The 25,048-nt window shown below is 63.7% G+C and carries 23 protein-coding genes; 5 read left to right on the plus strand and 18 right to left on the minus strand.

The window, feature by feature from the left end; genetic code table 11:
* Nucleotides 1-42 precede the first annotated feature (42 nt).
* The 5 genes from ACLRGI_RS07615 to ACLRGI_RS07635 form a co-directional block, all read right to left on the minus strand.
* Nucleotides 43-438 (minus strand): hypothetical protein, encoded by a 396-nt coding sequence (locus tag ACLRGI_RS07615; protein WP_419201065.1) that lies wholly within the window; start codon nt 436-438, stop codon nt 43-45.
* Entirely contained in the window at nt 435-2,720 is a 2,286-nt protein-coding gene (locus ACLRGI_RS07620) for a heavy metal translocating P-type ATPase (RefSeq protein WP_419201066.1), read from the minus strand. The genes ACLRGI_RS07615 and ACLRGI_RS07620 overlap by 4 nt, the downstream gene beginning before the upstream one ends.
* A 35-nt stretch (nt 2,721-2,755) precedes the next feature.
* Nucleotides 2,756-3,094: a heavy-metal-associated domain-containing protein gene (locus ACLRGI_RS07625; RefSeq protein WP_419201067.1), complete on the minus strand. Its 339-nt coding sequence runs from the start codon at nt 3,092-3,094 to the stop codon at nt 2,756-2,758.
* 23 nt (nt 3,095-3,117) lie between these two features.
* On the minus strand, nt 3,118-3,399 hold the full coding sequence (locus ACLRGI_RS07630; RefSeq protein ID WP_419201148.1) for a metal-sensitive transcriptional regulator: 282 nt from the start codon (nt 3,397-3,399) through the stop codon (nt 3,118-3,120).
* Between the two features lie 151 nt (nt 3,400-3,550).
* On the minus strand, nt 3,551-4,792 hold the full coding sequence (locus tag ACLRGI_RS07635; protein WP_419201068.1) for an NAD(P)/FAD-dependent oxidoreductase: 1,242 nt from the start codon (nt 4,790-4,792) through the stop codon (nt 3,551-3,553).
* Between the two features lie 204 nt (nt 4,793-4,996).
* On the opposite strand from ACLRGI_RS07635, the gene ACLRGI_RS07640 reads away from it, so the two are divergent.
* The gene (locus tag ACLRGI_RS07640) at nt 4,997-5,215 is read left to right on the plus strand and encodes a hypothetical protein (RefSeq protein ID WP_419201069.1); all 219 of its coding nucleotides are present in this window, start codon (nt 4,997-4,999) and stop codon (nt 5,213-5,215) included.
* A gap of 430 nt (nt 5,216-5,645) precedes the next feature.
* A complete protein-coding gene (locus ACLRGI_RS07645; protein WP_419201070.1) occupies nt 5,646-7,220 on the plus strand; it encodes a multicopper oxidase family protein in 1,575 nt (524 codons plus the stop codon).
* Between the two features lie 668 nt (nt 7,221-7,888).
* Here ACLRGI_RS07645 and ACLRGI_RS07650 read toward each other — a convergent pair.
* The 11 genes from ACLRGI_RS07650 to ACLRGI_RS07700 all read right to left on the minus strand — a co-directional run bounded on the left by ACLRGI_RS07650 (nt 7,889) and on the right by ACLRGI_RS07700 (nt 19,722).
* Nucleotides 7,889-8,122, minus strand: coding sequence for a hypothetical protein (locus ACLRGI_RS07650; RefSeq protein ID WP_419201071.1), 234 nt, complete (start codon nt 8,120-8,122; stop codon nt 7,889-7,891).
* 227 nt (nt 8,123-8,349) lie between these two features.
* Nucleotides 8,350-9,294 (minus strand): carbohydrate kinase family protein, encoded by a 945-nt coding sequence (locus ACLRGI_RS07655; RefSeq protein WP_419201072.1) that lies wholly within the window; start codon nt 9,292-9,294, stop codon nt 8,350-8,352.
* Between the two features lie 29 nt (nt 9,295-9,323).
* Nucleotides 9,324-10,748 (minus strand): glycoside hydrolase family 32 protein, encoded by a 1,425-nt coding sequence (locus tag ACLRGI_RS07660; protein ID WP_419201149.1) that lies wholly within the window; start codon nt 10,746-10,748, stop codon nt 9,324-9,326.
* Nucleotides 10,749-10,894: 146 nt separating this feature from the next.
* Nucleotides 10,895-12,445, minus strand: coding sequence for a glycoside hydrolase family 32 protein (locus ACLRGI_RS07665; RefSeq protein WP_419201073.1), 1,551 nt, complete (start codon nt 12,443-12,445; stop codon nt 10,895-10,897).
* Entirely contained in the window at nt 12,442-13,536 is a 1,095-nt protein-coding gene (locus tag ACLRGI_RS07670; protein ID WP_419201074.1) for an ATP-binding cassette domain-containing protein, read from the minus strand. Before ACLRGI_RS07670 ends, ACLRGI_RS07665 begins: the two co-directional genes overlap by 4 nt.
* The gene (locus tag ACLRGI_RS07675) at nt 13,533-14,495 is read right to left on the minus strand and encodes an ABC transporter ATP-binding protein (protein WP_419201075.1); all 963 of its coding nucleotides are present in this window, start codon (nt 14,493-14,495) and stop codon (nt 13,533-13,535) included. The genes ACLRGI_RS07670 and ACLRGI_RS07675 overlap by 4 nt, the downstream gene beginning before the upstream one ends.
* On the minus strand, nt 14,492-15,430 hold the full coding sequence (locus ACLRGI_RS07680) for an ABC transporter permease (protein WP_419201076.1): 939 nt from the start codon (nt 15,428-15,430) through the stop codon (nt 14,492-14,494). The genes ACLRGI_RS07675 and ACLRGI_RS07680 overlap by 4 nt, the downstream gene beginning before the upstream one ends.
* A gap of 10 nt (nt 15,431-15,440) precedes the next feature.
* A complete protein-coding gene (locus tag ACLRGI_RS07685; RefSeq protein WP_419201077.1) occupies nt 15,441-16,418 on the minus strand; it encodes an ABC transporter permease in 978 nt (325 codons plus the stop codon).
* Between the two features lie 134 nt (nt 16,419-16,552).
* Entirely contained in the window at nt 16,553-18,226 is a 1,674-nt protein-coding gene (locus tag ACLRGI_RS07690) for an ABC transporter substrate-binding protein (RefSeq protein ID WP_419201078.1), read from the minus strand.
* 79 nt (nt 18,227-18,305) lie between these two features.
* Nucleotides 18,306-19,370 (minus strand): LacI family DNA-binding transcriptional regulator, encoded by a 1,065-nt coding sequence (locus tag ACLRGI_RS07695; RefSeq protein WP_419201079.1) that lies wholly within the window; start codon nt 19,368-19,370, stop codon nt 18,306-18,308.
* Between the two features lie 223 nt (nt 19,371-19,593).
* Nucleotides 19,594-19,722: a hypothetical protein gene (locus ACLRGI_RS07700; protein WP_419201080.1), complete on the minus strand. Its 129-nt coding sequence runs from the start codon at nt 19,720-19,722 to the stop codon at nt 19,594-19,596.
* 72 nt (nt 19,723-19,794) lie between these two features.
* Here ACLRGI_RS07700 and ACLRGI_RS07705 point away from each other — a divergent pair, with 72 nt between their 5' ends.
* Nucleotides 19,795-20,574 carry a type 1 glutamine amidotransferase domain-containing protein gene (locus ACLRGI_RS07705; RefSeq protein ID WP_419201081.1) on the plus strand — a complete coding sequence of 260 codons (780 nt, stop codon included), beginning with the start codon at nt 19,795-19,797 and terminating at the stop codon, nt 20,572-20,574.
* An 8-nt stretch (nt 20,575-20,582) separates the two neighbouring features.
* Here ACLRGI_RS07705 and ACLRGI_RS07710 read toward each other — a convergent pair whose 3' ends face one another.
* Both ACLRGI_RS07710 and ACLRGI_RS07715 read right to left on the minus strand, forming a co-directional pair.
* Nucleotides 20,583-21,539: a LysR family transcriptional regulator gene (locus tag ACLRGI_RS07710; RefSeq protein WP_419201083.1), complete on the minus strand. Its 957-nt coding sequence runs from the start codon at nt 21,537-21,539 to the stop codon at nt 20,583-20,585.
* A 29-nt stretch (nt 21,540-21,568) separates the two neighbouring features.
* On the minus strand, nt 21,569-22,783 hold the full coding sequence (locus tag ACLRGI_RS07715) for an MFS transporter (RefSeq protein WP_419201084.1): 1,215 nt from the start codon (nt 22,781-22,783) through the stop codon (nt 21,569-21,571).
* A 278-nt stretch (nt 22,784-23,061) separates the two neighbouring features.
* Here ACLRGI_RS07715 and ACLRGI_RS07720 point away from each other — a divergent pair, with 278 nt between their 5' ends.
* Together ACLRGI_RS07720 and ACLRGI_RS07725 are read left to right on the plus strand one after the other, a co-directional pair.
* Entirely contained in the window at nt 23,062-24,081 is a 1,020-nt protein-coding gene (locus ACLRGI_RS07720) for a VOC family protein (protein WP_419201085.1), read from the plus strand.
* A 4-nt stretch (nt 24,082-24,085) separates the two neighbouring features.
* Nucleotides 24,086-25,027 (plus strand): fumarylacetoacetate hydrolase family protein, encoded by a 942-nt coding sequence (locus ACLRGI_RS07725; protein WP_419201086.1) that lies wholly within the window; start codon nt 24,086-24,088, stop codon nt 25,025-25,027.
* Nucleotides 25,028-25,048: the final 21 nt, after the last annotated feature.

A 25,048-nucleotide genomic window follows, 5' to 3' on the forward strand; every position in this document is an offset into this window, starting at 1 on the left:
GGTTTGTCGGCCCGGGGGTGCGGGCGGAGCGGTTCCCGCGGCTTAGCAGCAGTCTTCCCCTCGCCACGCTTCCCGGCCTTCCTTGACGGCGACGGCGGCGACGATGAGCAGCCGCAAAAAACGGGCGTACCTGTTCCAGGCGGCATCGGGGTCGGCGGGACGTGTCCGGGTGTGGCATCCATCCGTGCAGGAGGATGTGGCAACGGGCGCGGACTTGTTCTGGCCCGGAGGAAGGGGGTGGGGTCCGGTCAATTTGTGGGTTCCTGTTTCGTCTCCGGCGGCTTCGCGCTGGAAGGGTGGGCTGCGACGTCCAAGGACATGCCCGCTGACTGCGGACACCGCCTGTCGGCCGGTGGTCACCGGTTCGGCTGTCTTGATGATTTCGCGGTCTGAGCGGGCCGGGAGCAGCCGTTGCAGGTGCTCCCGGCCAACGGTCACTTGCGGGTGGGGGTGAAGCGGCGGAGCCTGAGGCTGTTGGTGACCACGAAGACCGAACTGAAGGCCATTGCCGCGCCGGCGATGACCGGGTTCAGCAGGCCCAGCGCCGCCAGGGGCAGTGCAGCGACGTTGTAGGCGAAGGCCCAGAACAGGTTGGCCTTGATGGTGCGCAGCGTGGCCCGTGCCAGGCGGATCGCATCAGCGGCGGCCCGCAGGTCGCCGCTGACGAGGGTGAGGTCGGAGGCCTCGATCGCGACGTCGGTGCCGGTGCCCATGGCCAGGCCGAGGTCGGCCTGGGCAAGCGCGGCGGCGTCGTTGACGCCGTCCCCGACCATGGCCACGACGGCGCCCTGGTCCTGCAGCCGTTTGACCGCGTCAACCTTGCCCTCGGGCAGGACCTCGGCGATGACGTCCGAGGGGCTGATCCCGACGCTGGCGGCGACGGCGTGGGCGGCGCGGGTGTTGTCGCCGGTGAGCAGCACCGGGCGCAGGCCGAGTCCGCGCAGCTCGGCGATCGCCTGCGCCGAGGTCTCCTTGATGGTGTCGGAGACCACGATGACGGCGCGGATCTGGTCGTCCCAGGCGACCCAGATGGGGGTTCGTCCCTCGCCCTCGGCCTTCTCGGCTGTCTTGACAAGGTCCGCCGGCGCGGTCAGCGACCACTGGGCGGCAAGCCAGGACCGGCGTCCGGCCAGGGTCAGGTGGCCCTCAACGGTGCCGCTGACACCGTTGCCGCCGTGGTTGGTGAAGCCCTCGACGGGGGGCAGCGGCTCGGCCTTGTTGCGGGCGTGGGTGGCGATGGCGCGGGCGATCGGGTGCTCAGAGGCGTCCTCGAGCGCTCCGGCGAGAACCAGGACCTTCTCGTGGTCCTCACCGTTTGCGGTGTGGATCGCGGCGACGTCCATGTGGCCGGTGGTGACGGTGCCGGTCTTGTCCAGCAGTATGGTGTCGACGCGGCGGGTGGATTCCAGGATCTGCGGGCCTTTGATGAGGATCCCGAGCTGGGCGCCGCGGCCGGTGCCGACGAGCAGGGCTGTCGGGGTGGCCAGGCCCAGCGCGCAGGGGCAGGCGATGATGAGTACCGCGACGGCGGCCGTAAACGCGGCGGTGGTGGCGTTCCCGGTGAGCAGCCAGCCTGCGAAGGTCGCGATGGACAGGCCGATGACGATCGGGACGAAGATTCCCGAGACCCGGTCTGCGAGGCGCTGGACCTGGGCCTTGCCGTTCTGGGCGTCCTCGACGAGCCTGGCCATCTGGGACAGCTGGGTATCGGAGCCGACCCTGGTGGCACGCACGACGAGCCTACCGCCTGCGTTGACGGTCGCGCCGACGACCGGGTCGCCGGGGACGACCTCGACCGGGACGGACTCGCCGGTGAGCATGGAGGCGTCCACGGCGGAGGTGCCGGACTCGACGGTGCCGTCGGTGGCTATTTTCTCTCCCGGACGGACCACGAACCGGTCTCCCACGGCGAGTTGGCCGACGGGGATGCGGACCTCGGCGTCGCCGCCGGGCCCGGAGCGGAGGACGGCGACGTCCTTGGCTCCAAGGTCGAGCAGGGCCCGCAGGGCCGCGCCGGAACTGCGCTTGGCGCGGGCCTCGAAGTATCGGCCGGTGATGATAAAGGTCGTCACCGCGGCTGCGACCTCGAGGTACAGGTGGGCTTCCGAGCCGTCGCCGCCGCCGGGCAGCAGGGTGAAGGGCATCCGCATGCCGTTCATGCCGGCGTGCGTGAAGAACAGTGCCCACAGCGACCACAGGAAGGCCGCGCCGACTCCGACGGAGATGAGGGTGTCCATCGTCGCGGCGCCGTGCCGCAGGTTGGTCCAGGCCGCGCGGTGGAACGGCAGGGCGCCCCAGACCACCACCGGCGCGGTCAAGGCCAGGGACAGCCACTGCCAGTTATCGAACTGCAGGACAGGCACCATGGACATCAGCAGCACCGGGACGGTCAGGGCTGCTGAGACGAGCAGCCGCTGACGCCAGGCGCCGGCCTCGGAGTCGGCCGGCTCAGCCGGGCCGCCCGCGGCCTCTTCGGCCGGCGGCGCGGGCGGCACAGCGGTGTAGCCGGTCGCCTCGACAGTAGCGATCAGGTCCTCGAGGCTCATCGCCGGGGTGAAGCTGATCTTCGCCTTCTCGGTGGCGTAGTTCACGGTGGCCGTGACGCCGTCCAGCTTGTTGAGCTTCTTCTCGATCCGACCCGCGCACGAGGTGCAGGTCATGCCCCCGATGACGAGCTCGACGTCGCGAACGTCGTCCTTGAGGCCTGCTGGCACTGTCATGATTGTGTTCCTTCCGCTGCCTGTGGGGCCGGCGCTTACTTGGTGGCGAGCTGGTAGTTGCCGGCCTCATCGAGGGCAGCGGCGATTTGTTCATCCGTCAGTGGCGCTTCGCCGGTCACGGTCACGGAGGACAACCCGCCCGGGACGAGGTCCACGCTTACTTCGGTCACGCCGGAGATCTCCCCCAGCTCGGCGCTGACAGCACCTATGCAGTGTCCGCAGGTCATGCCGGTGACGGGGAAGGTCTGGGTGCTCACGGGGATCTCCTGGTTGGTGGTCGGTGCGGTGGTCGAGGGCTGGCTGGAGCAGCAGCCCGACCGTGCGGTCTCGATGAGGGGCAGATGTTGCGAGGATTTGATGTTTGTGTTTGTCATGGTCCTTGTTGTCTTTCGGGTGGCTAGGAGCGTACGAGGCGGGCGATGGCAGCGGACGCCTCATTGACCTTGTCATCGAGCTCGCCGGCCGGGCCGCCGGCGGCGTGGGTGAGGCAGTGGCGCAGGTGATCGTCAAGGAGGGACAGGGCCACCGCCTCGAGGGCCTTCGTGGCGGCCGAAACCTGGGTCAGGATGTCGATGCAGTACGTGTCACCTTCGACCATCCGCTGCAGCCCGCGGACCTGCCCCTCAACCCGGCGCAGCCGGCGGAGCTGGTCTTCCTTGTTATCGATGTAGCCGGGCATTGCCTTTGTGTGCGTGGCGTGGTCCATGTCGGTCCCTTCCCTTGATCCTAGGTTCAACTATACCCTACCGGGGTATCATACCGCCAGTGCTGGGCTGTGACGGGGACCCGGGTCAGCGGTTCCGGGGATTGGCCGCCGCCGGCGCCGGTGTTCAGCGGAAAACGCTGCCGACGGCGGCCGCGGGGAGAATGTCGCTGAGCGGAAGCCGGTCCCGCACAGCCTCCAGGAGCGAGTCCTCCAGCCGGGGGACGCCCACGGCGACGGCCCCGCGGAGGCGTTGTTGTTCGTCAGAGAAGACCGACACCAGGCCTGCAGCTTCCCCGGGGACGGGGGTCTCGTGCAGGGCGCCCCCGGTCTGCCCGGCGAGAGTGAGCTTTGTGCCGTACATCTTGGTTGTGTAGACCGGCAGTTCCGAAAATGGCCCCGGGGCTTCGCCCAGTCCGAAGTCGTGGAGGACTGATCGGCCTGCGTGCCGGCCCTGGCCTACAGCGCTGGCCCAGTTCTCGGCACGCCGGGCGTCCGGTGTCGTCAGGGGCCTGGCCACATCGCCCGCCGCGTAGACCCCTTCGGCGCCGAGGGCACGCAGTGACTTATCGACCGCCACCCCGTCCTCCACATCCAGCCCGCTGCCGGCGAGCCATGCGGTATTGGGAAGAGCGCCGGTAGCCAACAGGAGCAGGTCGCCCATCAGCCGGCGCCCGTCGTCCAGGCGGACCAGCACCCCGTCGTCCCGGATGTCACAGCCGGCAACGGTCCGCCCCGCATGCAGGTGCACATGGGCGCTATGGCTCTGGAGGAGCCACTGGGCCGCACTCCGCCCGAGCCGGTGTGACATGGGCACCGGCTGCCTCGCGACCAGGTCCACTTCCACTCCTGCCCCACTGAGCAGGCTTGCCGTTTCCCCTCCGATGAAACCGGCACCGAGGATGATCACACGCGCGCGGCGTCCCTGGGTGTTGCCGCTCCATCCGAGCAGTGCCCTCAGCCGTGACGCGTCCTCTGAGGTGTGCAGGGTGATCACCCGGTCCGGTGACGGGAAGGCACTCCCCGGCCACGGCCGAGGGCGGGAGCCGGTGGCTATCACCAGGGCGCGGTAACGGAGGAGCTTCCCGCTGGCCAGCCGGACTTCCCGGCGCACGGGGTCCAAAGCCGCCGCCTCGTCATAAGACAGCCATTCAACGTCAGCTGTCCGCGCTTCGGGCAGGGTCAATTCGACGTGGGAGAGCGCCGTGGACAGCATCGCCTTGTTCACCGCCGTCCGGTTGTAGGGCATGGCATCCTCGCCACGCACGACCATCACCTCACCGCCATACCCGCCAGCACGCAGCGCAGCAGCGCACGCCGCCCCGGCAGCACCGGCTCCCACCACAACAACCCGGTCTTCCCGCTTCATCCGTTCCTCCTCTTGCCCGTCACCCAAACGCCTGGTGTAGGATACCGGTACCCCCCATGGGTATACTCCTCGGGTAAGTGTACATTGTTTACATACCGTTACCCGGTAGGGGTATATTTACTGGGAGTGTACACCCACCACGGCCGGGTATCCATCCCAGTGTGATACCCGTAGCCACTAACGGTCTTTAGAAAGGATCACAAGATGTGCGAGCTTCACAACCACAACGCCCAGAACGAGGCTCAGGCCGCTGAGGAGAGCGAGACCGCGGAGTGCCCGGTCATGAGGGGCGTCGTCGTCAACAAGCAGGAGGCCGTGGCCGAGGGCCTGTACCGCGACCACGAGGGAACGCGCTACTACCTTTGCTGCGACACCTGCGGCCCCATGTTCGACGCAGAACCCGAGAAGTACGCGCGCGTCTGAAAGCCCCGCCCGGGCAAGCCTTCGGCGTGGGGCTCCCCTGAAAGGACCGACGCAGGCCTGGCCGGCGGCGGAACGGCCATACGTCCCGCTACCTGACAGTAATGGGCGCGGCCGGCCAGGTCCGGCGGCCCGGTATCCCATCCAGGCTCTCGCCGATGCGGACCAAACAGGACTGCATCGGCGAGAGCCCAAGGGCGCCCAGACCAGGGGGAGCATCCCGAGTGGGCTTCGGCCCCGGTCCTTCGTGCGCCGGCACATCGTGCCGTCAATCAACATCGCCGGGCAGCCATGAACATCGTTTCGGGCGTTCTCATGGCCGCAGTGACTTGGTGCAGTGGATCTACCGGCTGCATCACCTCTCCGGGACGTTTTCATCACCCCCATCTGACAACCGCGGAACCTGCTCATCCGCAGCATCTAGGAACCTCTTATGAACATTGACCTGAATCGCCGCCGGTTTATGGGGCTGTCGGTGGCCGGTGCGGCTGCCGCCGCGCTGGCCGCCTGCTCGAACACCCCGGCCCCGGCCACCGCTCCGATTGACCGGATCATGCCCGCCGATCGTGCCGTGGCGGAGTTCGAAGCACGCCGGGCCTTCTCCGGAACCGCCGTCAGCCAGGACCTGAAAGCCGGTTCCTTCACTTCCGAAGTGGCCGGTGAAACGGTCACGACCTGGGGTTACAACGGCAATCTTGTCGCCCCCACGATCCGGGCCAAGGCCGGCGACAAACTGACGGTCACCCTGGATAACGCACTGAAAGAGCAGACCGCCGTCCACTGGCACGGACTGGCCCTGCGCAACGACCAGGACGGCGTCCAGCACATCACACAGGACCCCATCGCCGCCGGAGCAGCATTCACCTACGACTTCAAGCTCTCCCACCCCGGCACCTACTGGTACCATTCGCACCTGGACATGCAACGCGAACGCGCCCTCTACGGCGCCCTGATCGTGGAAGACCCGCAGGAACCGCTCAAGTACGACCGGGAATGGGTGATCGTCCTGGATGACTGGCTGGACGGCATCACGGGCACCCCCGAGGACGTCCTGAAAGAACTTTCCCAGGGGATGAACATGTCCGGTGGGGGCAGCATGTCCGGCATGGACCATTCCTCAATGGGTTCCTCCCCCGCACCATCATCCGGGTCCACGGATACAGGGATGAAGCACATGCTGATGGGATCCAGGAGCGATTTCCTTGGCGGGGACGCCGGCGACGTGAGCTACCCGCTGCACCTGTTCAACGGCAAAGCCCCCGAACAGGCAGAGATCCTGGCAGTGAAGGCCGGGGACATGATCAGGCTCCGGATCATCAACGCCGCCGGGGACACGGCTTACCGTGTCGGGATCCCCGGGCAGAAACTCACCCTCACGCACACCGACGGGTTCCCCGTCCAGCACCAGGACGTCGACGCCGTCGTGCTGGGCATGGGCGAACGCATCGACGCGCTGCTGATGGTCCGGGAAGGCTACACACCCGTACTGGCGCTGCCCGAGGGAAAAACCGGGCAGGCCCTGGGCTTCATCAGCACCGGTACGGGCAAACAGCCCCTGCCGGCCGTGCTGCCCAACGAACTGGACGGAACGGTCCTCGACGGCGGGCAACTCAAGGCTGACCCGGCGGTAACCCTAAAGGCCAGGACCCCTGACCGCACCCACGAACTCAAACTCACCGGCGGCATGGACAAATACGACTGGGGTATTAACGGCAACCGTTTCGATATGACCAAACCCTTCGAACACCCCTCCTTCGAGCTCAAGACAGGTGAACGCGTCGAGGTGAAGTTCACCAACGACACCGACATGTGGCACCCGATGCACCTTCACGGACACACCTTCCAGATCGGCCCGGAAGGAGCCCGTAAGGACACCGTCATCGTCCGGCCCAAACAAACGGTCACCGTGATTTTTGACGCCGACAACCCCGGCCAATGGCTCGCCCACTGCCACAACGCCTACCACGCCGAACGCGGCATGATGGCCCTCTTCTCCTACCTCAAGTGACACACACCCCACGACCTTCAGCCATCACGGATTTCTTCATACCGTCCCGACGATCAGTGCCTTCAAACTCCGGCCGGTGACCAGCGGCCTCTACGCACTGCCCAGAGACCGGGCATCGGGACCGGTACGTGGCCCACGGCCGTTGAAAGTGGCCGGCGAAGTATCCAGAACACCTGCTCAAAGGCTGATGCGGCAGGGGAAAACAGCCACGGCGGTCAGAGAACGTCAGTCGAGCCTGAGAAAGACTCGTGACACGCCTTAAAAACTATGCCGCCCCCAGTGCCGAAGCTCAACGTCGGATATTTTCCTTTTTCACAAGCCACCCGAGCTAACGCAATTTCAGGTTTGGTCCACGCCGCCGGGCAAGGAGCTCCAAAGGAGAAACCCTCGGGTTGCCTCATCGCGATCAACGTAGCTTCTCACCTCGCCGAAGTCTTCGAGGTGAAGGAAGAGTGCGTTCGGACGCAGTGGGAGTAAAAGCTGCGAGGTCGATTCCAAAACGCTGATCATTCGTGTCCGCCGGCATGGCGGACGGCAGCTCCAACCATCGCCATTAAGGATTCGGTGCCCGGAGTGCAGGTGCCGCCGGATGTGATGGTGTTCCATCAAGACGCGATCCGGGCATCGTCGATGACGTGCGGATGAGTCGATGACGTGCGGATGATCTTCTAGGACGCCGCAGGCAACGACGTTACGCCTGCGTGGCCATAGTTGGCTGTCTCACGCAGAATCCACACGGTCGGCACTCCGCCCACGGCTGGCATCACCTGGCCCTCGGTGATGAACGTGGTCGCCTCTTCCTTCCGCTCCAGAGACCACCATCCCGTTTTCGGGCAGTGGTGACCCGTACTGGCCGTCGCAAAGCGGTCCGGGGTGGAGGCAGCAAGACGTCGATTCTTCACGAGATGTCCTTCGTTCGCTTGGCGGGCTTGGGGATGAAAGGAAGACGTGAAGCGAGCTTATCAATTGTCAACAATCTACGAAAGGGATTGAAGGGGAAAACTTTTCCGGCCTGCACGGCGTACTGCATCGACGAATGTCTGGGCGACCCCGAAGCCTGACGGCAACGCCCGCCCCCAGCGCGGGACAGCCCCGGCCGGCCCGCAGGTGCCGCGGTGGCGTCTGTTCCTCATCCAACCCGCTGACTTTCCAGCACGGCGTTCAGCTCCGCCAGGCTTGGCGGGTTTGCCCCCGGGCGCTGGACAGTGATCGCCGCGGCCGCAGCTGCAGTACGCCCAAGTTGTTCGAGAACGGCCGGCGGGAACCCTTCCGTTCCGCGGTTCAACAATCCAAAAATAAGCGCTGACATGAAAGCGTCTCCGGCGCCGATGGTGTCTGCAACCTTGGCTGCGGCGGCTGGGATGCCGGCGTCGAAGCCCGCAGTGCTGAAGTAGGAACCTTCTGAGCCCAGGGTGACCACTGCCAGGCCCGCACCCAACCCGAGAATGTGCGCGGCCGTCTCATCAACGCTCTTTCCCGGATACAGCCACTGCGCATCCTCGGAGCTGAGTTTGACGACGTCGGTGAAGGTCACCAGCTCCTCGAAGATCGATGTCGCTTCCCTGTGGCTCCCAAGAAGGGCGGGCCTGATGTTCGGATCGTACGTGACCACGCAGTGCCTGTGGGCTTGTTGCAGCAGGGACTTCACCACGCCGGCGCCCGGATCCAGGAAAGTGGCAATGGAGCCGGTGTGAAGTATTTTCGGGAAGCAGTAAGGGGTTTGCGGCGCCAGATCCCAGACGATGTCGAAGTCGTAGTGCGCGGAGCCGTCCGGCGCGAGGGTCGCCGTTGCCGACGCCGTACGGGTGAGGGACCGGGAGCCCGGCAGGACCCGAACTCCTGCGTTGCCAAGATGATCCTCAAGGCGACTACCCCAGGCGTCCGGGCCTATGGCCGTGAGTAGTCCGGTGTTTACGCCGAGCCGGGCAAGACCGTATGCGACGTTGGCCGGGGACCCGCCGGGATACTCCGCCCGCCGGCCGTCTGCACTCACGACGTCGATCAGCGCTTCGCCGACCACCATGACGTCAAGCGCTGAACGCGTCTGGTTTGACGCGGATATTGGGTAATTCATTGGATATCTCCCGTTAGTGAGGAAGCGGGTTATGGCGTGACGTTGAGTTCACGGATGGTCAGGTTCCGGAACGTGGCCGCTCCCTCATGGGAGTAGAGGCGGATGCCGTCATCGCCTTCAAGGGGGAAAACGCGGTGCGAGTGCACCACACGCCCATCCCCGACGAACATCTCCACGCTGGCGCGATCCACCAGGACGCGCAGAGTGAGACGCCCGGTGGAGGGGTCCATCGGGGTTTGGGTTTCGCCTGCGGTGGGGTTGATCGTGGGGCGCCGGTTGAGATATGTGAACGGGCCTCGCAGGAAGGCCCCCGCAGCGACATGCCTGCCGCCACTTGGCGCACGGCAGACCTCCAGCCCGAGGTTAGCCGGGGGCGCGGCAGGATCCCACACCACCTCACAGCTAAGGTCGTAGGCGTTCGATCGGACCTTCAGATCGTGAGTGCCTGCAACGGCCACATCTCCAAGGCGATGTGTGCGCTTTACGTGGCCCCCCAATCCGGACGTGGGCGCGGAGGCGAGGTAATAGGCGCCATTACTTCCCTTCAGCCGGATATCGCGGACGATCATGTCATCGCCGTTGTAGCCCTCAGTGGCAAGGGTGGGAGTGTTGTGGGGGTAGTCCCAGAAATTTGCCCAACCGATCGCCCGGCGGAGGGTCGGGTCCTCTGTACCTGATGCGTCGTGATGCGGGTAGGTCACTGCGGCGTAGAAATCGAAGCCGTAATCGAGCCATTCCGGCTCGGGACGGTGAGGGGTGAAGGAACTGCCGTCGAAGGTTCCGATCCAATAGGCATACGTTGCAGGCAGTCCGCGGCCCTTGCCGTTCGCACTGGTGCCCAGGACCCAATGCGGGGTGCCGTCGTCGGCCGTCATCCGGAAAAGGTCAGGGCACTCCAAGAGCCCTAAATCGCTGCGAAGGAATTCGCCAACACGCTGCCAGGACCGCAGGTCCGCGGAGGTGTAGAAACCCAGCTTCTGCCCCTCCGCATTGGCCATGAACCACCGGCCGCGGTCGTGATCCCAAATTACTTTGGGATCACGGAAATCGTGCACCCCCGGGTTAGGCAGTACGGGAGCATCACCGCCGGGTTTGAAAGAGCGACCCCTGTCCGTTGAATACCAGAGATACTGCGCCTGACGGCCTTCCGGGGCCTGGGTCACAAGGGCAATGACCGCGCCCGCACCGTATCCCGCAGTATTTTCCTCATCAACTACCAAACATCCGGACCAGCAGTCACCGTTGCCGTTGCTGAACTTCGGGATGGCGACGCCGCGGTCCCGGAAGGCGACGTGATCGGTGGTGGTAGCCCGGCGCCAGGACGTGCCTCCACCACCATTGATGTAGTCAGCGTTGTACAAGTAGTAGTAGTGGTACTCGCCATCGAGGTAAATGGGGCGCTGGGGATCGTTCTTCCAGTTGTCGGTCACGCTGAAGTGATAGACCGGGCGCATCCGGGATGATCCTTTCGAAGGCAAACCACTTGTCGCCGTGGCGGGGACAGCGGGGCCGGACAGCGCTATGGAACCGCCGAGGGCAACCGCACCGGCGCCGGTCAGAAGTCCGCGGCGTGAGACTGATGGTGATTTTTCCAAGTTTTTCACTTCCTTTTAGGCAGGAGGCTGCGGCTCTCTTCGAGCACCCCAGCCATGGTCCAAGCATCAAAAGACAGGAGCCGCACCGAACCTGCAGTGGCACCCAGCGTGACGCGCTCGCCGCCGAGGGTGGGGTAGAGACGGGCCGTGAGCGGCTTCCCGTTGGCGAAGATTTCGACGGCGGAACGGTCCACCAGGACGCGCAGGCGAACCCGTCCGTCGGGCATGGGAACTGGTCCGGACTTGTCCTCCACATCCACGCCAGGGTTGAGGCTGCTGCGCGTACGGTCCAGGCGAAGAGTGCCGGTGGGGGTTCCGTCAGCTGCCCGGCTCAGCACGATTGCCGTCTCCTCAGCACCATCGGTGGAGGCCAGCACGCCCAACCGCACCTCCGAGCCCGCCGCGAGGTGCACCTCCAGCTCAAGGTCCAGCTGGTTGCCTGATACACCGGTATTCACGGTTTGCCCTACGCTCTCCAGCGCCTGGGCCGGCACGCTGACGTGGTTCCTGCGCAGCTTGTCGATTTCGGGGACCGGCGCGAACTCCAAGGTCCCGTCATTGGCCAGGGTGGTCAGGCGCGGCAAGCTCATGACACCCGACCAGCCGGCCTCGACCATCGCTGCGTCACTGCGGCCTTCCTGCATCCAGCCGAACATGACCCGGCGGCCGGACTCGTCCTCGAAAGACTGCGGTGCGTAGAAGAAGCGGCCACCGTAGTCCAAGCTGTGCAGCGCCTCCGGCTCGAAGGTATCCCCGGCGTAGCGGCCGGTCCAGTACAGCGGGTGGCGGGTTTCACCGTCGTCCCATGCTGAGAAGACCAGCACGTCCGGCGAATCCTCAGCAGGCGCCGATCCCAGTGATCCTGCTCCCGCCCGGAACAGGTCAACGCATTCCCACATGGTCCCGGTCCAGTCTGTGTCTGAAGGATCGCCCTGGGAAGCATCGCCGATGAGCAAGGGGCCGATGTAGTCCCAAGAACGCAGATCTGAGGACTCATAAAGGAACGCCGTACCGCCGCGGTGACGAATGCCTGAACCCACCAACTGCCGCCATTTGCTTCCTTCGCGCCATACGCAGTGGTCACGGTATGCAGTGATCTCCACTCCAAGGGGCGGGGCAGCAATAACAGGGTTTCCGGGATCCTTGGTCCAGCTGGACAGGTCCGGGGAGCCTACAGCGACGCACGGCAGCTCCCTGCCATCGAGTCGTCCCGAGTAGACCAACGTGGGCGTGCCGGCGTCATTCACCAACACCCCCGACCAGCAGCCATCGGCGTCCGGCCCATCGGAAGGTTCCAAGGCGACAGGCTGGTCCGTCCAGGTGACGAGGTCGGTGCTGGTGGCGTGGCCCCACTTGATGCGATGGTGGAAAGCACCCTCAGGGTTGTATTGGTAAAAGAGATGGTACGTGCCGTTCCACTGACTGACGCCGTTAGGGTCATTGAGCCAGCCTGCCGGCGAGACGAAATGGAATCGTGGGCGAAGCGGGTCCGCCTCTGCTCGGGACAGCAGCTCGCCCCGCGGAACGGTGGCCAGCGGATGTGTAAGTTCAGTCATGCGGAGGCCTCTTCTTGAGCGTTCGACGCCGGGTGGCTGGATTCGATGGGTTCACTCGCCAGGGCGTGGCCACTGGCAGCGGCCCACGGTCGGTAAAGGTGGCAGCGCACCCAGTGACGGTTTGCGGGGTCACCCACTTGGTGGCGGACAGGTGCTTGGGCCGAACAGGCCTGGTTCGGATCGCCGTCGAAAGCGCAGTGCGTCGAGGCCAACACCGCCTGCCGGAGTTCTGCCCTGCGGACGGGATCATAGGAGCCTGCCCGGGCGGGGTCCGGTACTGCAGAAACCAGCAGTTGCGTGTAGGGGTGCGCAGGATTGGCCAAGAGGTCCAAGGACTCTCCTTCCTCAACGAGTTCACCGGCGAACATGACCGCGGTCCGGTCTGCCAAATAGCGGGCGGACGCGAGGTCGTGGGTGATGTAGAGCATGGAGATGCCCTGCTCGTCGCGGAGCTTGCGCATCAGGTTCAGCACGCCGATCCGGACGGAAACGTCAAGCATGGAAGTAGGCTCGTCTGCCAGGATGACCTGCGGCTCAACGGCGAGCGCACGGGCTATGGCAACGCGTTGGCGCTGGCCGCCGGAGAGCTCGTGCGGATAGGAGTTCAACATATCGGCCTGCAGTCCAACAGTGGTCATGAGTTCTGCGAGCCGCCGCTGGGTCTCTTCCCCGGAGCCGCCGCTCTTGCCGTGGATGGCCAGCGAGCGTCGCAGGAAATGGTCCATCCTGTGGGCCGGGTTTAGTGAACCGAAGGGGTCTTGGAACACCATCTGCAGTTGTGAGCGGAAGGCGCGTGAGGCATGGAACCGGTCTCTTTTGAGGATGTCGACGCCGTCGATCAGGATCGCGCCGGAGCTCGGCTTTTCGAGCCGGGCGACACAGCGCGCCAAGGTACTCTTGCCGGAACCGGACTCCCCTACGAGAGCCACGATTTCACCGCGGCCAATGGTCAGGTTGACGCCATGCAGGGCACGGACGGAATCGCGGGAGAAAAGCCCGCCAACGGGAAAGGACTTCCCCAGGCCGCGGATCTCAAGTGCGGGAGTGCCGGTGCCGGCCACGGCCGATGGCGTCATGAGTGAGCGGCTCATCGTGCAGCTCCTTCCAATTTTGCTGGATCAGTCTCAGGGACGTCGCCACCGAACGGGGACACAAAATGGCCGGGTGCCACCTCCGCGAGATCCGGAATGTTCCGGAACTTCACGCCGTCGGGCAGTCCCGTCAACGGAACGCGTGGACCGCTGAGCGGCGGGAACGCGCCCATGAGGGCCTGGGTGTAAGGGTGCCGGGGGTTGGCGTAGACGTCCTGGGCTTTCGCGGTCTCCACCATCCGGCCGCCGTACATCACGGCCATACGGTGGGACAGTTCCACCATGAGGGACATATCGTGGGTGATGAACAGGACGGAGAAGCCGAGCTCACGCTGAAGTTCCTTGATCTGCGCCATGATCTCCTGCTGCACCACCACGTCCAGGGCGGTGGTGGGTTCGTCCAGGATCAACAGAGACGGTCTGAGTGCTACGGCCATGGCAATCACGGCACGCTGGCGCATGCCGCCGGAGAGCTGGTGCGGATAGGACTTGAGCCGTGCGGGGTCGATCCTTACCAGTTCCAGCAGCTCACCGGCCCGCCGCATGGACTCCTTGCGTGAGTAGCCGGCGTGCGTCGTGAAGATGTCTACGATTTGTTCGCCGATGGTCAGCACCGGATTGAGCGAGTTCATGGCCGACTGGAAGACCATCGCCACGTCCTGCCAACGGAAGCGCCGCAGCTCTTCCGGGCTCATGGCCAGAACGTCCTCGCCGCCGAAGGAGATGCTGCCGCCTGCAATCCTTGCGGGGTCCTTCAGGAGCCTCATGATCGAGTTGGCAATAGTGGACTTCCCACAGCCGGACTCCCCCGCCAGGCCGAATACCTCTCCGGTGCCGATGCTGAAGGAAACGCGGTCCACCGCGGTGGTGGAGCGGGTATCGCCGATGTACTTGACGGTGAGGTCCTTGATGTCCAGGACGGGCTGGTGGGAACCGAAGGAAACTTGCGAGATGGTCATTTGTCGGCGCTCCTTTCAGTATTCAGGGGTGTTGTCTTAGGCGTCTTGATTTTCCGCAGCCGCGGGTTGGTGACCTCGTCCACGGCGTAGTTGATGAGGGCCAGGGCGAAAGCGACCAGGGCGATGCACACGCCTGAGGGTACGAAGACCCACCAACTGCCGGTCAGCAGCGCGCCTTCGTTGCCGGCCCAAAAGAGGTTGTTGCCCCAGGAGACCGTGCTGACATCGCCCAGACCCAGGAATTCCAGGCCCGCTTGCGCGCCGATTCCATAAATGACGCAGGCCAGCAGGGTGCCCATGACGATCGAGGCCATGTTGGGCAGGATTTCGCGGAACATGATCCGGCCCGCCCGTTCGCCGGACACCACGGCCGCGGCCACGAAGTCCTTCGAGCGGATGGACAAGGCCTGTGAGCGCAGGACACGGGCTGAACCGGCCCATCCTGTGACTACGAGTACCAAGATGACCGTGCCGAGGCCTGGAGGAAGGAACGCGGCCAGGATGACCAGCAGCGGCAGGCCGGGCAGGAGCAGGAAGACATTGGTGACCAGGGATAGGGCTTCGTCAATGAATTTGCCGAAGTAGGCGGAGGCCAGGCCCACCAGGATGCCGATGAACGTAGACGCAATGCCTACGGTCAGCCCTACAAACAGTGAACTCCGGGAGCCATGGATGGTCAATGCGAGCACGTCCTGTCCCTTGGCTGTGGTGCCCAGCCAGTGCTCGGCTGATGGTTCCAGGGAGGCCATCGCCGTGATCCTCGACGGGTCGCCGGGGAACAGCACCGGCGCCAGCAGTGCCAGTGCAATGAAGATCAACATCACGGTCATGCCCGTCAGGGCTTTCTTGTTGCTGAGGAGCCCGTGGACGAAGCTGCCGTTGGGCTTGCGGAGAGCCGGAGTTGGAGTGGGCTGCTTCAGAAGTGCGGTTGTCATGATCAGTCCTCTAGTTGCTGCGCACGCGCGGGTCGAGGCGGACGTAGAGGATGTCCACCAGGAAGTTGGCAAGCAGCACAGCGGCGGTAATGGTCAGGAACAAGCCCTGCATGAGCGGATAGTCGAGGCCTTGGACGGCGTTGAGGAGTTGGTAGCCGACGCCGGGATAGGCGAACACCACCTCAGTAAGCAGCGCACCACCCACCACGAAACCCAGCCCCATACCGAAGCTCGTGACCGAGGGAAGCATGGCATTGCGTGCTGCGTACCGGAGCATGATGCGGCCCGGACGGAGTCCCTTGGCTTCGGCCATGGTGATGTAGTCCTCGGAGTTCGTGGCGATCATGGTGTTGCGCATGCCCAGCATCCAGCCACCGATGGAAACCAGCACGATCGTCAGCGCCGGCAGCACAAGGTGGGCACCGACGTCGCCGATGAACTCCCAAGTAAATGCAGGCTCCAAACCGTCAGTGAACGCATGCCGGATGGGGAACCAACCGAGCACCACGCCGAACAAATACAGCGCACCCATGGCAAGCCAGAAGTACGGGAACGAGCCGATGAAAACCAACACCGGCGGAAGCGCGGAGTCGATCGCGCCGCCACGCCGCCAGGCGGCCAGGATGCCCAGCAGGTTACCCACGACGGCGGCAGTTACCAGCGCCGTTCCACCCAGCAGGAGCGTCCAACCGATTTGCGAGGAGATGACCTCGGTGACCGGGGTGGGGAAACGGGAGATGGATACACCCATCTGCCCGGTGAAGATGTTGTGCAGATAGTCGATGTATTGCTCCCAAATGGGCCGGTCGTCAACACCCAGCAGCTTGCGCAGGGCCTCGATTTGTTCGGGCTGCATTCGGTCCTGGGAGCGGGCGAACATGCGGGAGACGGGGTCTCCGGGCATGAAGCGCGGGAGCAGGAAATTGAGGGTGATGGATGCCCAGAAGGCGATCAGGTAGAAACCCAGGCGGCGCAGGATGAAGCGCACGGTTTCCCTCCATTCGGGAAATTGCGGGAATTGCGGAAAGTAAGGACGGCACGCCCGGCGGATTTTTGCCGATCGGCCAATGCCGCCGGGCGGCGTGCGGTGTCGGGGCCGGAAAGGGGCCCCAGCGGGAATCGCTACTTGCGCGGTTCCAGCGTTGTCAGCACCAGCACCGTGGTGGGTGAACGGACCGAGAGCGTAGCGTAAGGGTTCTCCTCGGTGGGCCATCCGGTGAAGCGGGTGTCGTTGAACGCACCCCATTCAGGGCCGGAGAACAGGGGTACCAGCGGTGCGACGTCGTTGTACTCTTCCTGCAGCTTGTTGACCAGGTCCTTTTGCTTGGACTCATCACTTTCTGCGGCGAAGTCGGCAAGCAGGGCATCGGCTTTCGTGTCGCCGAAGCGGTGGTAGTTATCGAACGTCTTGGTGCCCACTGGCTTCACAGTGGCTGTACCCATGGAAGTGTTGAAGTACTTGTACGGGCTGGGATCGTTGGCGCTCCACACGATGCCGGAGTCGAAGTCACCTGTCTCATAGCCGGCAACAACTGCGGCCCAGTCCGGAGACTCAACCTTGGCAGTGACTCCAACCTCGGCCAGGTTCTGGGAAATGACGTTGGCCACGGACAGCCAGTCAGAAGACGTCGCACCTACGGAGATCTTGAATTCGAAGGGCTTACCGTCCTTGAGCGTGCGCTTCCCGTCCGCTCCCTTGGCATAACCGGCCTTGTCCAAGAGCTCGTTGGCCTTCTGGACATCACGGTTGGTCCAGGTGCAGTTGTCCTTGACTGCGGCGTTCTTCCACTTCTCATAGTTGCCGGAGAGTCCGGTGCAGTCCGCTGGCTTGGCATAGCCGCTCATGCCGATCTTGGTAACCTGGTCGCGGTCCACGGCCATGCTCAATGCTTTGCGGACATCAACATCGTTGAACGGAGCTTTGGTGGTGTTGAGCTGCCAGTTAATCATGGCGCCGGTAGCCGGGAACCAGTACCGGCGGCGTTCCTTGTCTTTGGAGACGAAGGTCTTTTCTATGTTCGGGATGTACTGCGGAGCCCAGTCCACGTCGCCGTTCGCGGCGGCCAGGTTGGCGCCGTCGTTTCCCGCAAAGGCGAGCATCTTGATTCCGGCGATCTTCTGCTTTTCCGGCTGCCAGTAGTTGGGGTTCTTCGTCAGCACGAAGGACTGGGCCTGGAAACTGTCCACCTCGGTGTAGGGTCCGGTGCCCACGGGCTTGGCGTTCGCGTCCTTTTCGGGGTCCGGCAACGCAGACCAGATGTGCTTGGGCAGGATGATGAGCTGACCGACGTCGTAAAGGGCCGGCGACCACGGCTTGTTGAAGTTGAAGGTGACTTTGTTACCCTCGGCGGTGACGGTGTCCAGATACTCGAAGCCGCCCTTGATCTTCTTCTGGAGCTCGAAAGTATAGGCGACATCGTCAGCCACGAAGGGCTGACCGTCAGACCACTTCACACCGTCACGAAGGGTGAAAGTGACCGACTTGCCGTCCTCCGCTGCCTTCCATTCGGTAGCAAGCCACGGCACCGTGTCTCCCTTGGCCGGGTTGAAGATCAGGAGGGACTCGTATATCGACTGCTGAACCATGGGGTTCACCGTGGGGGCGAACGGGTTGAAGTTCTGCACGAACGTGCCCATGTCCTCACGCGGGATGGTGAGGAATGCGCTGGCATTCGCGCCGGCGTCTGACGTGCTTGTCTTGGTGACATTGGCGGTGCAGCCGGTGAGCAGCATTGCGCCTATGGCAAGGCTTGCCGCCGTCATCCGGGCAGCCCGGAAGTATCGGGGTTGTGTCATGATGGTTATCTCTTTCCTATCTTCATCGTCCAAGGTGAAGGGGTGGGTGAGGGGTTGCTCTTCGACGTTGATTTCGCGGTCAGACCGAAGAGCGTTCTAGCAGCGGACAGTCGACCAATTGCTGGTCGGCAAGGATCGGCTGTCCTGCTGTTAGTGCGGTGAGCGTTTGGACGCCCAAGGCGCCCATTTTTTCGAATGGCAAGGCAACCGTAGTCAGCTTTGGCCGTAGGTAGGCCGCGATGAGTTCCTGGTTGTCGAAGCCGATCACGGCGATGTCCCCGGGGATGGTCAGGCCCCGTTCCTTGATGGCGTCGTAAGCGCCCATCGCCATGCGGTCATTGAGGCAGAACAGTGCCGTTGGCCTGTCCTTGGGTGGATACCGGTCCAGGATCCGGCAAGCGGCTTCGTAGCCGCCGTCGGCCGTTGCGTATCCGGACACCACCAGTTCCGGGTCCAGCTCCAGTCCAGCGGCGGCCAGTGCTTCGCGTGCACCTTCCAATCGCCCTACTGCAGCCGGAATAACCGGGTCAAGGTTGATGACCCCGATCCGGGTGTGGCCGGCTTGGAGCAAGCGCTCCACGGCTACCCGGCCACCCCCACGCTCGTCAGGGACGATCGAGGGAAGCTTGCCGTCCGCGTCAAAGCAGTTGATCAAGACGGTTGGTACTTCGTTGGCACTCGGTGGAACGCGCACCCCCCGGTGAAAGGTCGCTGCGTAAAGAAGTCCTTCCACTCGTTGTTCCAGCAGCTTTTCCGTTGCCGCATCTTCCAGGCCCTTGTTGGGTCCTACGGCATCGGCCTGGTCGGAGGGCGCGATGAGCAGGAACCGGCGGTCAAGCCAGGCTTGATCCTGGGCACCTTTGATGATGTCGACGGCGAACGGCGCCGTAACGATCTCCGTCACGATCCCGTACCAATCACTGCGCCGGGAGGCCAGCGCGCGGGCGCCGGCATTGGGGCGGTAGCCCAATTCCTGCACGGCGTCAGCTATCCGGGTGCGGGTTTCCTCGGAAATGCTGGCGTTTTCCCGGTTGCTCAGTACAAACGACACTGCAGTTCGGGAGACGCCGGCATGTTTTGCGACGTCCTTCATGGTGACTCCCCGCCGTACGGGTACGGCCTCGCCAGGGGTGGTTTTCGCCATTGAATGCTCCGGGTGTTCTTGGTTGATCCGCATGTTGCCAGACGCTCTTTGTCTGGTTAGGCGGCTTGAATGGTTAGTCGGCTTGTCTGGCTATGCGGCAGGAAACACCATTGGTAACGCGCGTTACTTGCTGGGCATGTGACTTAGGTTACCCGCGTTACTTCAGGTCTGTCAACAGGTGTGCCCGGACCCGGGAACGCCCGGAACAGCGCTCCCGGGGCAGCTAATTTTCCCGGGGCTCTTCGACGGATCCTTCTTGCGCTTCGGTGCTCTGGGTGTCGTGTACCTTTTTGGGGATCTTGCCCTCCACATCCGCTGGTACGGGCGGGTCCTTCTCTTCATCAGTAGACATGAGCCAAGCATAGGTGGGGTGGGGCTGGAAATGGCGGGGCGTAGTGTGGACTTTGGACGAAAGGAGCACTTCATGAAGAAAATCCTCATGGTACTGACCAGCGTGTCCGAGCTCGGTGATACGGGAGAGAAGACCGGCTACAACGTGGCCGAGGCCGCACATCCCTGGAAGGTCTTCAAAGACTCAGGGCATTTTGTCGATTTCGCCTCCATCAAGGGCGGCCAGCCTCCCAGCGACGAGGTAGACACCGACGATCCCATCCAGGTTGCCTTCACCAAGGACGAGACCACTCGCGCCGGACTGTACAACACGGCGCGCGTGGACGTCGTTGATCCCGGACAGTACGATGCCGTCTACCTCGTGGGAGGTCACGGCACCATGTGGGATTTCCCGGACAGCGAAGGATTACAGCGCCTGGTGGCCAGCGTTTACGACGCCGGCGGCTTGGTTGGCGCGGTCTGCCACGGTCCAGCAGGGCTTCTGAATGTGGAATTGGAGAACGGGTTCCGCCTGGTCCAGGGTCGGGACGTGGCAGCCTTCACCAATGACGAGGAAGTGGCTGCCGGAAAGGACAAAGTGATTCCCTTCTTCCTGGCAGACCGCTTGGAGGAACAAGGAGCGCGCCACGTCTCTGCGGGCGTCTTCGAGGAAAAGGTGGCCGTTGACGACCGGCTGGTCACGGGCCAGAACCCTGCCTCGGCTGCAGGTGTAGCCAAGGAGATGGAGAAGCTCTTCGCCCAAGTCATCCACCAGGAAAAGGCCGACGAGCAGCACGAGGCGGAGTCCCTGCGCGCTGAGAAGGACGCGGAAAAATCCGCCAAACAGAAGGCAGCGGCGGACACCGAACATTAGTCCACCGGTTAGGCGCTGAGACCTGCCGACACCGTCACCGGATGCGCCGTCACGGGAAAGATCTCATGGAGCTGTGAACAGGCGCGCTGCACCACGGAACGGAGCCATAGGTTGGCGGGATCTTCAGTCTGGGAAGGATGCCAGTACATCGCTTCCACGAGCGCCGCTTCCAGCTCTCCGGCGAACTCCAGAACCTCGATGTCCGCACCGCGCCGGGCCCTTGAGGCCAGCATCCGGGGAACCAGTGCCACGAGGTCGGTGCCCTCTACCAGAAGCGGCAGTGAAAGGAAGCCGGCCACCACGGCCGCGACCCGTCGTCGAACGCCCCGGGACTCAAATAGTTTGTCGGCCGGCGTGCTGATTCCTTCGCCAAAATACCCAACAGCGTGCGGCACCCCAACCAGGTCCTGCAACGTCAACCGGGGCAGGCGAAGAAGCGGGTTTCGGGCATCGGCAACCACCACGAAACTGTCCCGGAAGAGCTGTTTGCTCTCCCCCTGCATCTTGTAGCCAGTGGGTCCCACCAGCAGGTCCATCCTGGAATACTCGGCCATGGTTCCCTGCAGTCCGGACGTGGGGACGAAATCCACCATCACCTGCGGCGCCTCCTGCTGCAAGATCCCGCGCAAGGGACCCACAATAAGTGCCGCCGCATAGTCCGATGCTGCAATCACAAACTCACGTTCACTCGTTGCGGCATCAAAGCCGGACCGGACGCGCGTGGCCCGCTGGATGTGAAGCATGGCTTCATCAACCAGCGGGACCAAGGATTGCGCGAAAGGAGTGAGCTCATAGCTGCGTCCGGTACGGACCAGAAGTTCGTCGTCGAAATGCCTCCTCAGCCTGGCCATCGCAGCACTCGTGGCCGGCTGGCTGAGCTGGAGCCGTTCGGCCGCCCGGGAAACATTGCGCAGCTCCAGCAGAACCTGGAGTTGTGGCAGCAGGTTAAGGTCCAGGTTCTTCATGCCCCTAGGTTATCCAGCAGCCGAAGACTTTAGCGGGAGACGCTCACAAACCTCGGACCGCGGACCAGGACCAGCAGCAGCGCGAGCGCACATGCCAGGCCCAAGGCCCCAAGCGCGAGGGCCAGGTTCCCCAAGGCGGCAGCGGTTGCACCAAGGACAATAGGCGTCAGGAACTGGCCGATGAACAAGGTTCCGGTCCAGATGCCGGTGCCGCGGCCGCGCTGGGAGAACTCCAGGCCGTTGACCGCCCACGTCAGGAGCGTGGGCAGCAGCACACCGGTTCCGGCGCTGGCCACCACGGCGCCCAGTATCGCCACGGGAACGCTGCCGGCCACGGAAACCAGGCAGAGCCCGACGGCGGCAAGACCGAAAGCACCCGCCAGCAGTTTCCGGGTACCCAGCTTTGCGAGGTAACGGAAGGAGATGGCACCTGCTGCAGTGGCCAACGAGGCGATGGCGGCAGCAGCACCGATGAGCCCGCTATCGGTTACACCGAGCCCGGTGATGACGTAGGGCAAATGGACGATCAACGCGTAAAACACGATGCCCCCGAACAGCGTCACCGCGGCCGGCGCACCAATCTGCCGCCAAGGCACCGGCTGCTTCGTCGCCATTGGGCCATGCGCTTGGCTCTTGGCCGGCTCCCAGAGTTTGAAAATCATGGGGACCATCAAAACGGCACTGACGGCATACAGCCAGAACGGCGTTCTCCAGCTGATGCTGCCCAAAGCTCCGCCCAGTGCAAAGAAAGCAGTGGCCGCCAAAGCACTGACCATGGTCTGGAGCCCCAGGTACTTGTTTCTCTGCTGGCCAGCGTAGTAGTCGGTGATCAGGGTGGTGCAACAGGTCATGATGGCCGCTTCGGCAATACCCACGCCTACTCGCGATAATGCAATGGCGCCCAGGGAGTCCAACCACAGGGGGGCGGTGCCGAAGAGGGCGTACGCCAGCATCGCGATGATCAGGAGTTGCTTGCGCCCCACGCGATCAGCCACGTATCCGGCCAGTGGGGAAAACAATGCCACGAACAGGGCAGGCAGGGTAAGGACCAAGGGAACCAGGATGGCCACTCCGGCGGTGTCGGCGAAGACCTGGTTCAGTGTGGGGAGGACGGGGGCCAGTAGTACAGCGCCCAGGACGGGCATGCAACTTCCCGCCACCAGCAAAGCCGCTTGGGTTTTTCCGGCAGTTCGGCTGACAGTTGGCGGACTGGTCCGGGTTGCAGCTGGATCTATGGTGCTCATTTGGTGTTCCTTCGCCTTTGAAGATCATCCCCGAGGATGGCGGAAGCGCCGGGAGGGACTCCATTCACTGTGGCAAGGGCTCTGCAGGTGGAGAATAGCTGCTTTGGTATAGCAGGTATTTGTCCGGTCGATACCTTTCAGGGCACCCGGCACGTATTTGCTTGACGGATAGTTGCTATCACGTAATTGCCCTTCTCCAAATACGTGATGTGGCTCATGGTGGTTACAGGACCTGCAGATACTGTCCGAGCAACCAGAGCACCCAGAAGGAATTCATCGTGGAAACTCCCCTCTCCCATCTTGCCCACCTCGAGATCACCACTCCGGACGTCGAAGCCTCGGCACGTTTCTATGAGGAAAAGTTCGGTATGCGCGTCATCGACCGCGTGGATGGCAACGTGTACCTGCGCTGCTGGGGCGACTACTACCGCTATAGCCTGGTGATCACCGAAGGTGCGGAGGCAACGCTTGGCCGCATGGCTTGGCGCACCAACTCCCAGGCCGCACTGGAGGCTGCAGCTGCCCGCGTTGAATCAACGGGGGTACAGGGCACATGGACACCCGGCGGACACGGCTTCGGCAAGGCTTTCGAGTTCACCGGTCCTTACGGCCACCACATGCGCCTCTTCTACGACGTGGAGAAGTTCGTTGCAGAGCCCGGCTTCGAATCCACCTACCCGGACCGCCCCGAGCGCCGCAGCAGCCACGCAGCCGCCCCCCGCTTCCTGGACCACGTCACGGTAGCTTCCTCTGACGTCCGGGGATTCGCCAAGTGGTACAACGAGGCTCTGGGCTTCCGCGTCATGGCCTTCGTCGACCTGGACGAAGCACCCATCACGGTCTTCTCAGTACTGACCACCAACGAAAAATCGCACGACCTCGGCGTCGTCCTTGACACCTCCAAGCGCGCTGGCCGCGTCAACCACATAGCCTTCTGGGTGGACGCCACCGAAGACCTGCTCCGCACCGCTGACGTCATGATGGAAAACGGAACCCCCATGGAATACGGACCGTCCATCCACGGCGTGGGCGAACAGAACTTCCTCTACTTCCGCGACCCTTCAGGCCTGCGTGTGGAACTGAACTCCGGCGGCTACCGCAACTATGTCCCGGATTGGGACGCCAACACCTGGAAGCCTTCGGAAGGTTCCAACAACTTCTACAAGAACGGTGCCATGCCGCACTCCATGACAGAATCCTTCCCGCCGGCCGAAGGCTTCACGGCCACCGAAGAAGGTGCCTCCGCCGAAATGAAGGAAGCACTCCTTAACCCCTACGCAAAGCAGGGTCGGGGCTAGGTCAATGGCAAACACGACATACGCCCTCATTCGCTTCCAGGAACCCGGCGACAGCAAAGCCAAGGCAGGCCTGCTGCTGGGGGACCGTGTCCTGCCACTGGACAGTGACATCAACTCCCTGATCCAGCACTGGGCAACCACAGAGGACGAGCTTGATCAGATTGCCGCCACAGCCGGTGAGCGGGCAGGCCTGGCGCTCGCCGACGTCGAGGTCCTGGCACCCGTGGAACCCGCCCAGGTGCTGCAGACCGGAGCCAACTACCGCAAGCACGTCATTGACCTTGCCGTGGCACACCGGGAAGCAGGCCAGGACGCGGAAGAGGTGCGGGCCAGGACGGCGGCCATGATGGACCAGCGGGCCGGCCAGGGAACGCCGTACTTCTTCATCGGGCTCCCCACAGCCATCGCCTCAGCCACGGAGGACCTCACCCTGCCGGGTTACAGCAAGTCCCACGACTGGGAGTTGGAACTCGCCGCCGTGATCGGCAAGGAAGCTTTCCGTGTCAGCCCCGAGGAAGCCCTTGAGCACGTCTTCGGCTACACCATGGTCAACGACATCACCACCCGGGAGTACGTCTTCCGCAAGGACATGCCGGCCATCGGTTCGGACTGGTACAGGGCCAAGAACGCCCCCGGTTTCCTGCCCACCGGTCCCCTGTTGGTGCCGTCCAAGTTCTTTGGCGACCCCCAGGACGTCCAGGTCACGCTAAAGCTCAACGGCAAGGCCATGCAGGATGAGTCCACGCAGGACATGATCTTCGGCGTTGCCAAGCTGGTCAGCGAAGCGTCCCAAATCATGCCGCTGCGGCCAGGCGATCTGGTGCTGACCGGCAGCCCCTCAGGGAACGGCCAGCACTGGGGCAGGCTCCTGGAGGACGGCGACGTCATGGAGGGCACCATCACCGGATTGGGCACCCAGCTCATTCGTTGCAAGGACGAACAGTGACCACCGACGCCGTGGACGCGC

It is taken from the genome of Paenarthrobacter sp. PPS72 (assembly GCF_048537125.1).
Classification (GTDB): domain Bacteria; phylum Actinomycetota; class Actinomycetes; order Actinomycetales; family Micrococcaceae; genus Arthrobacter; species Arthrobacter nitroguajacolicus_E.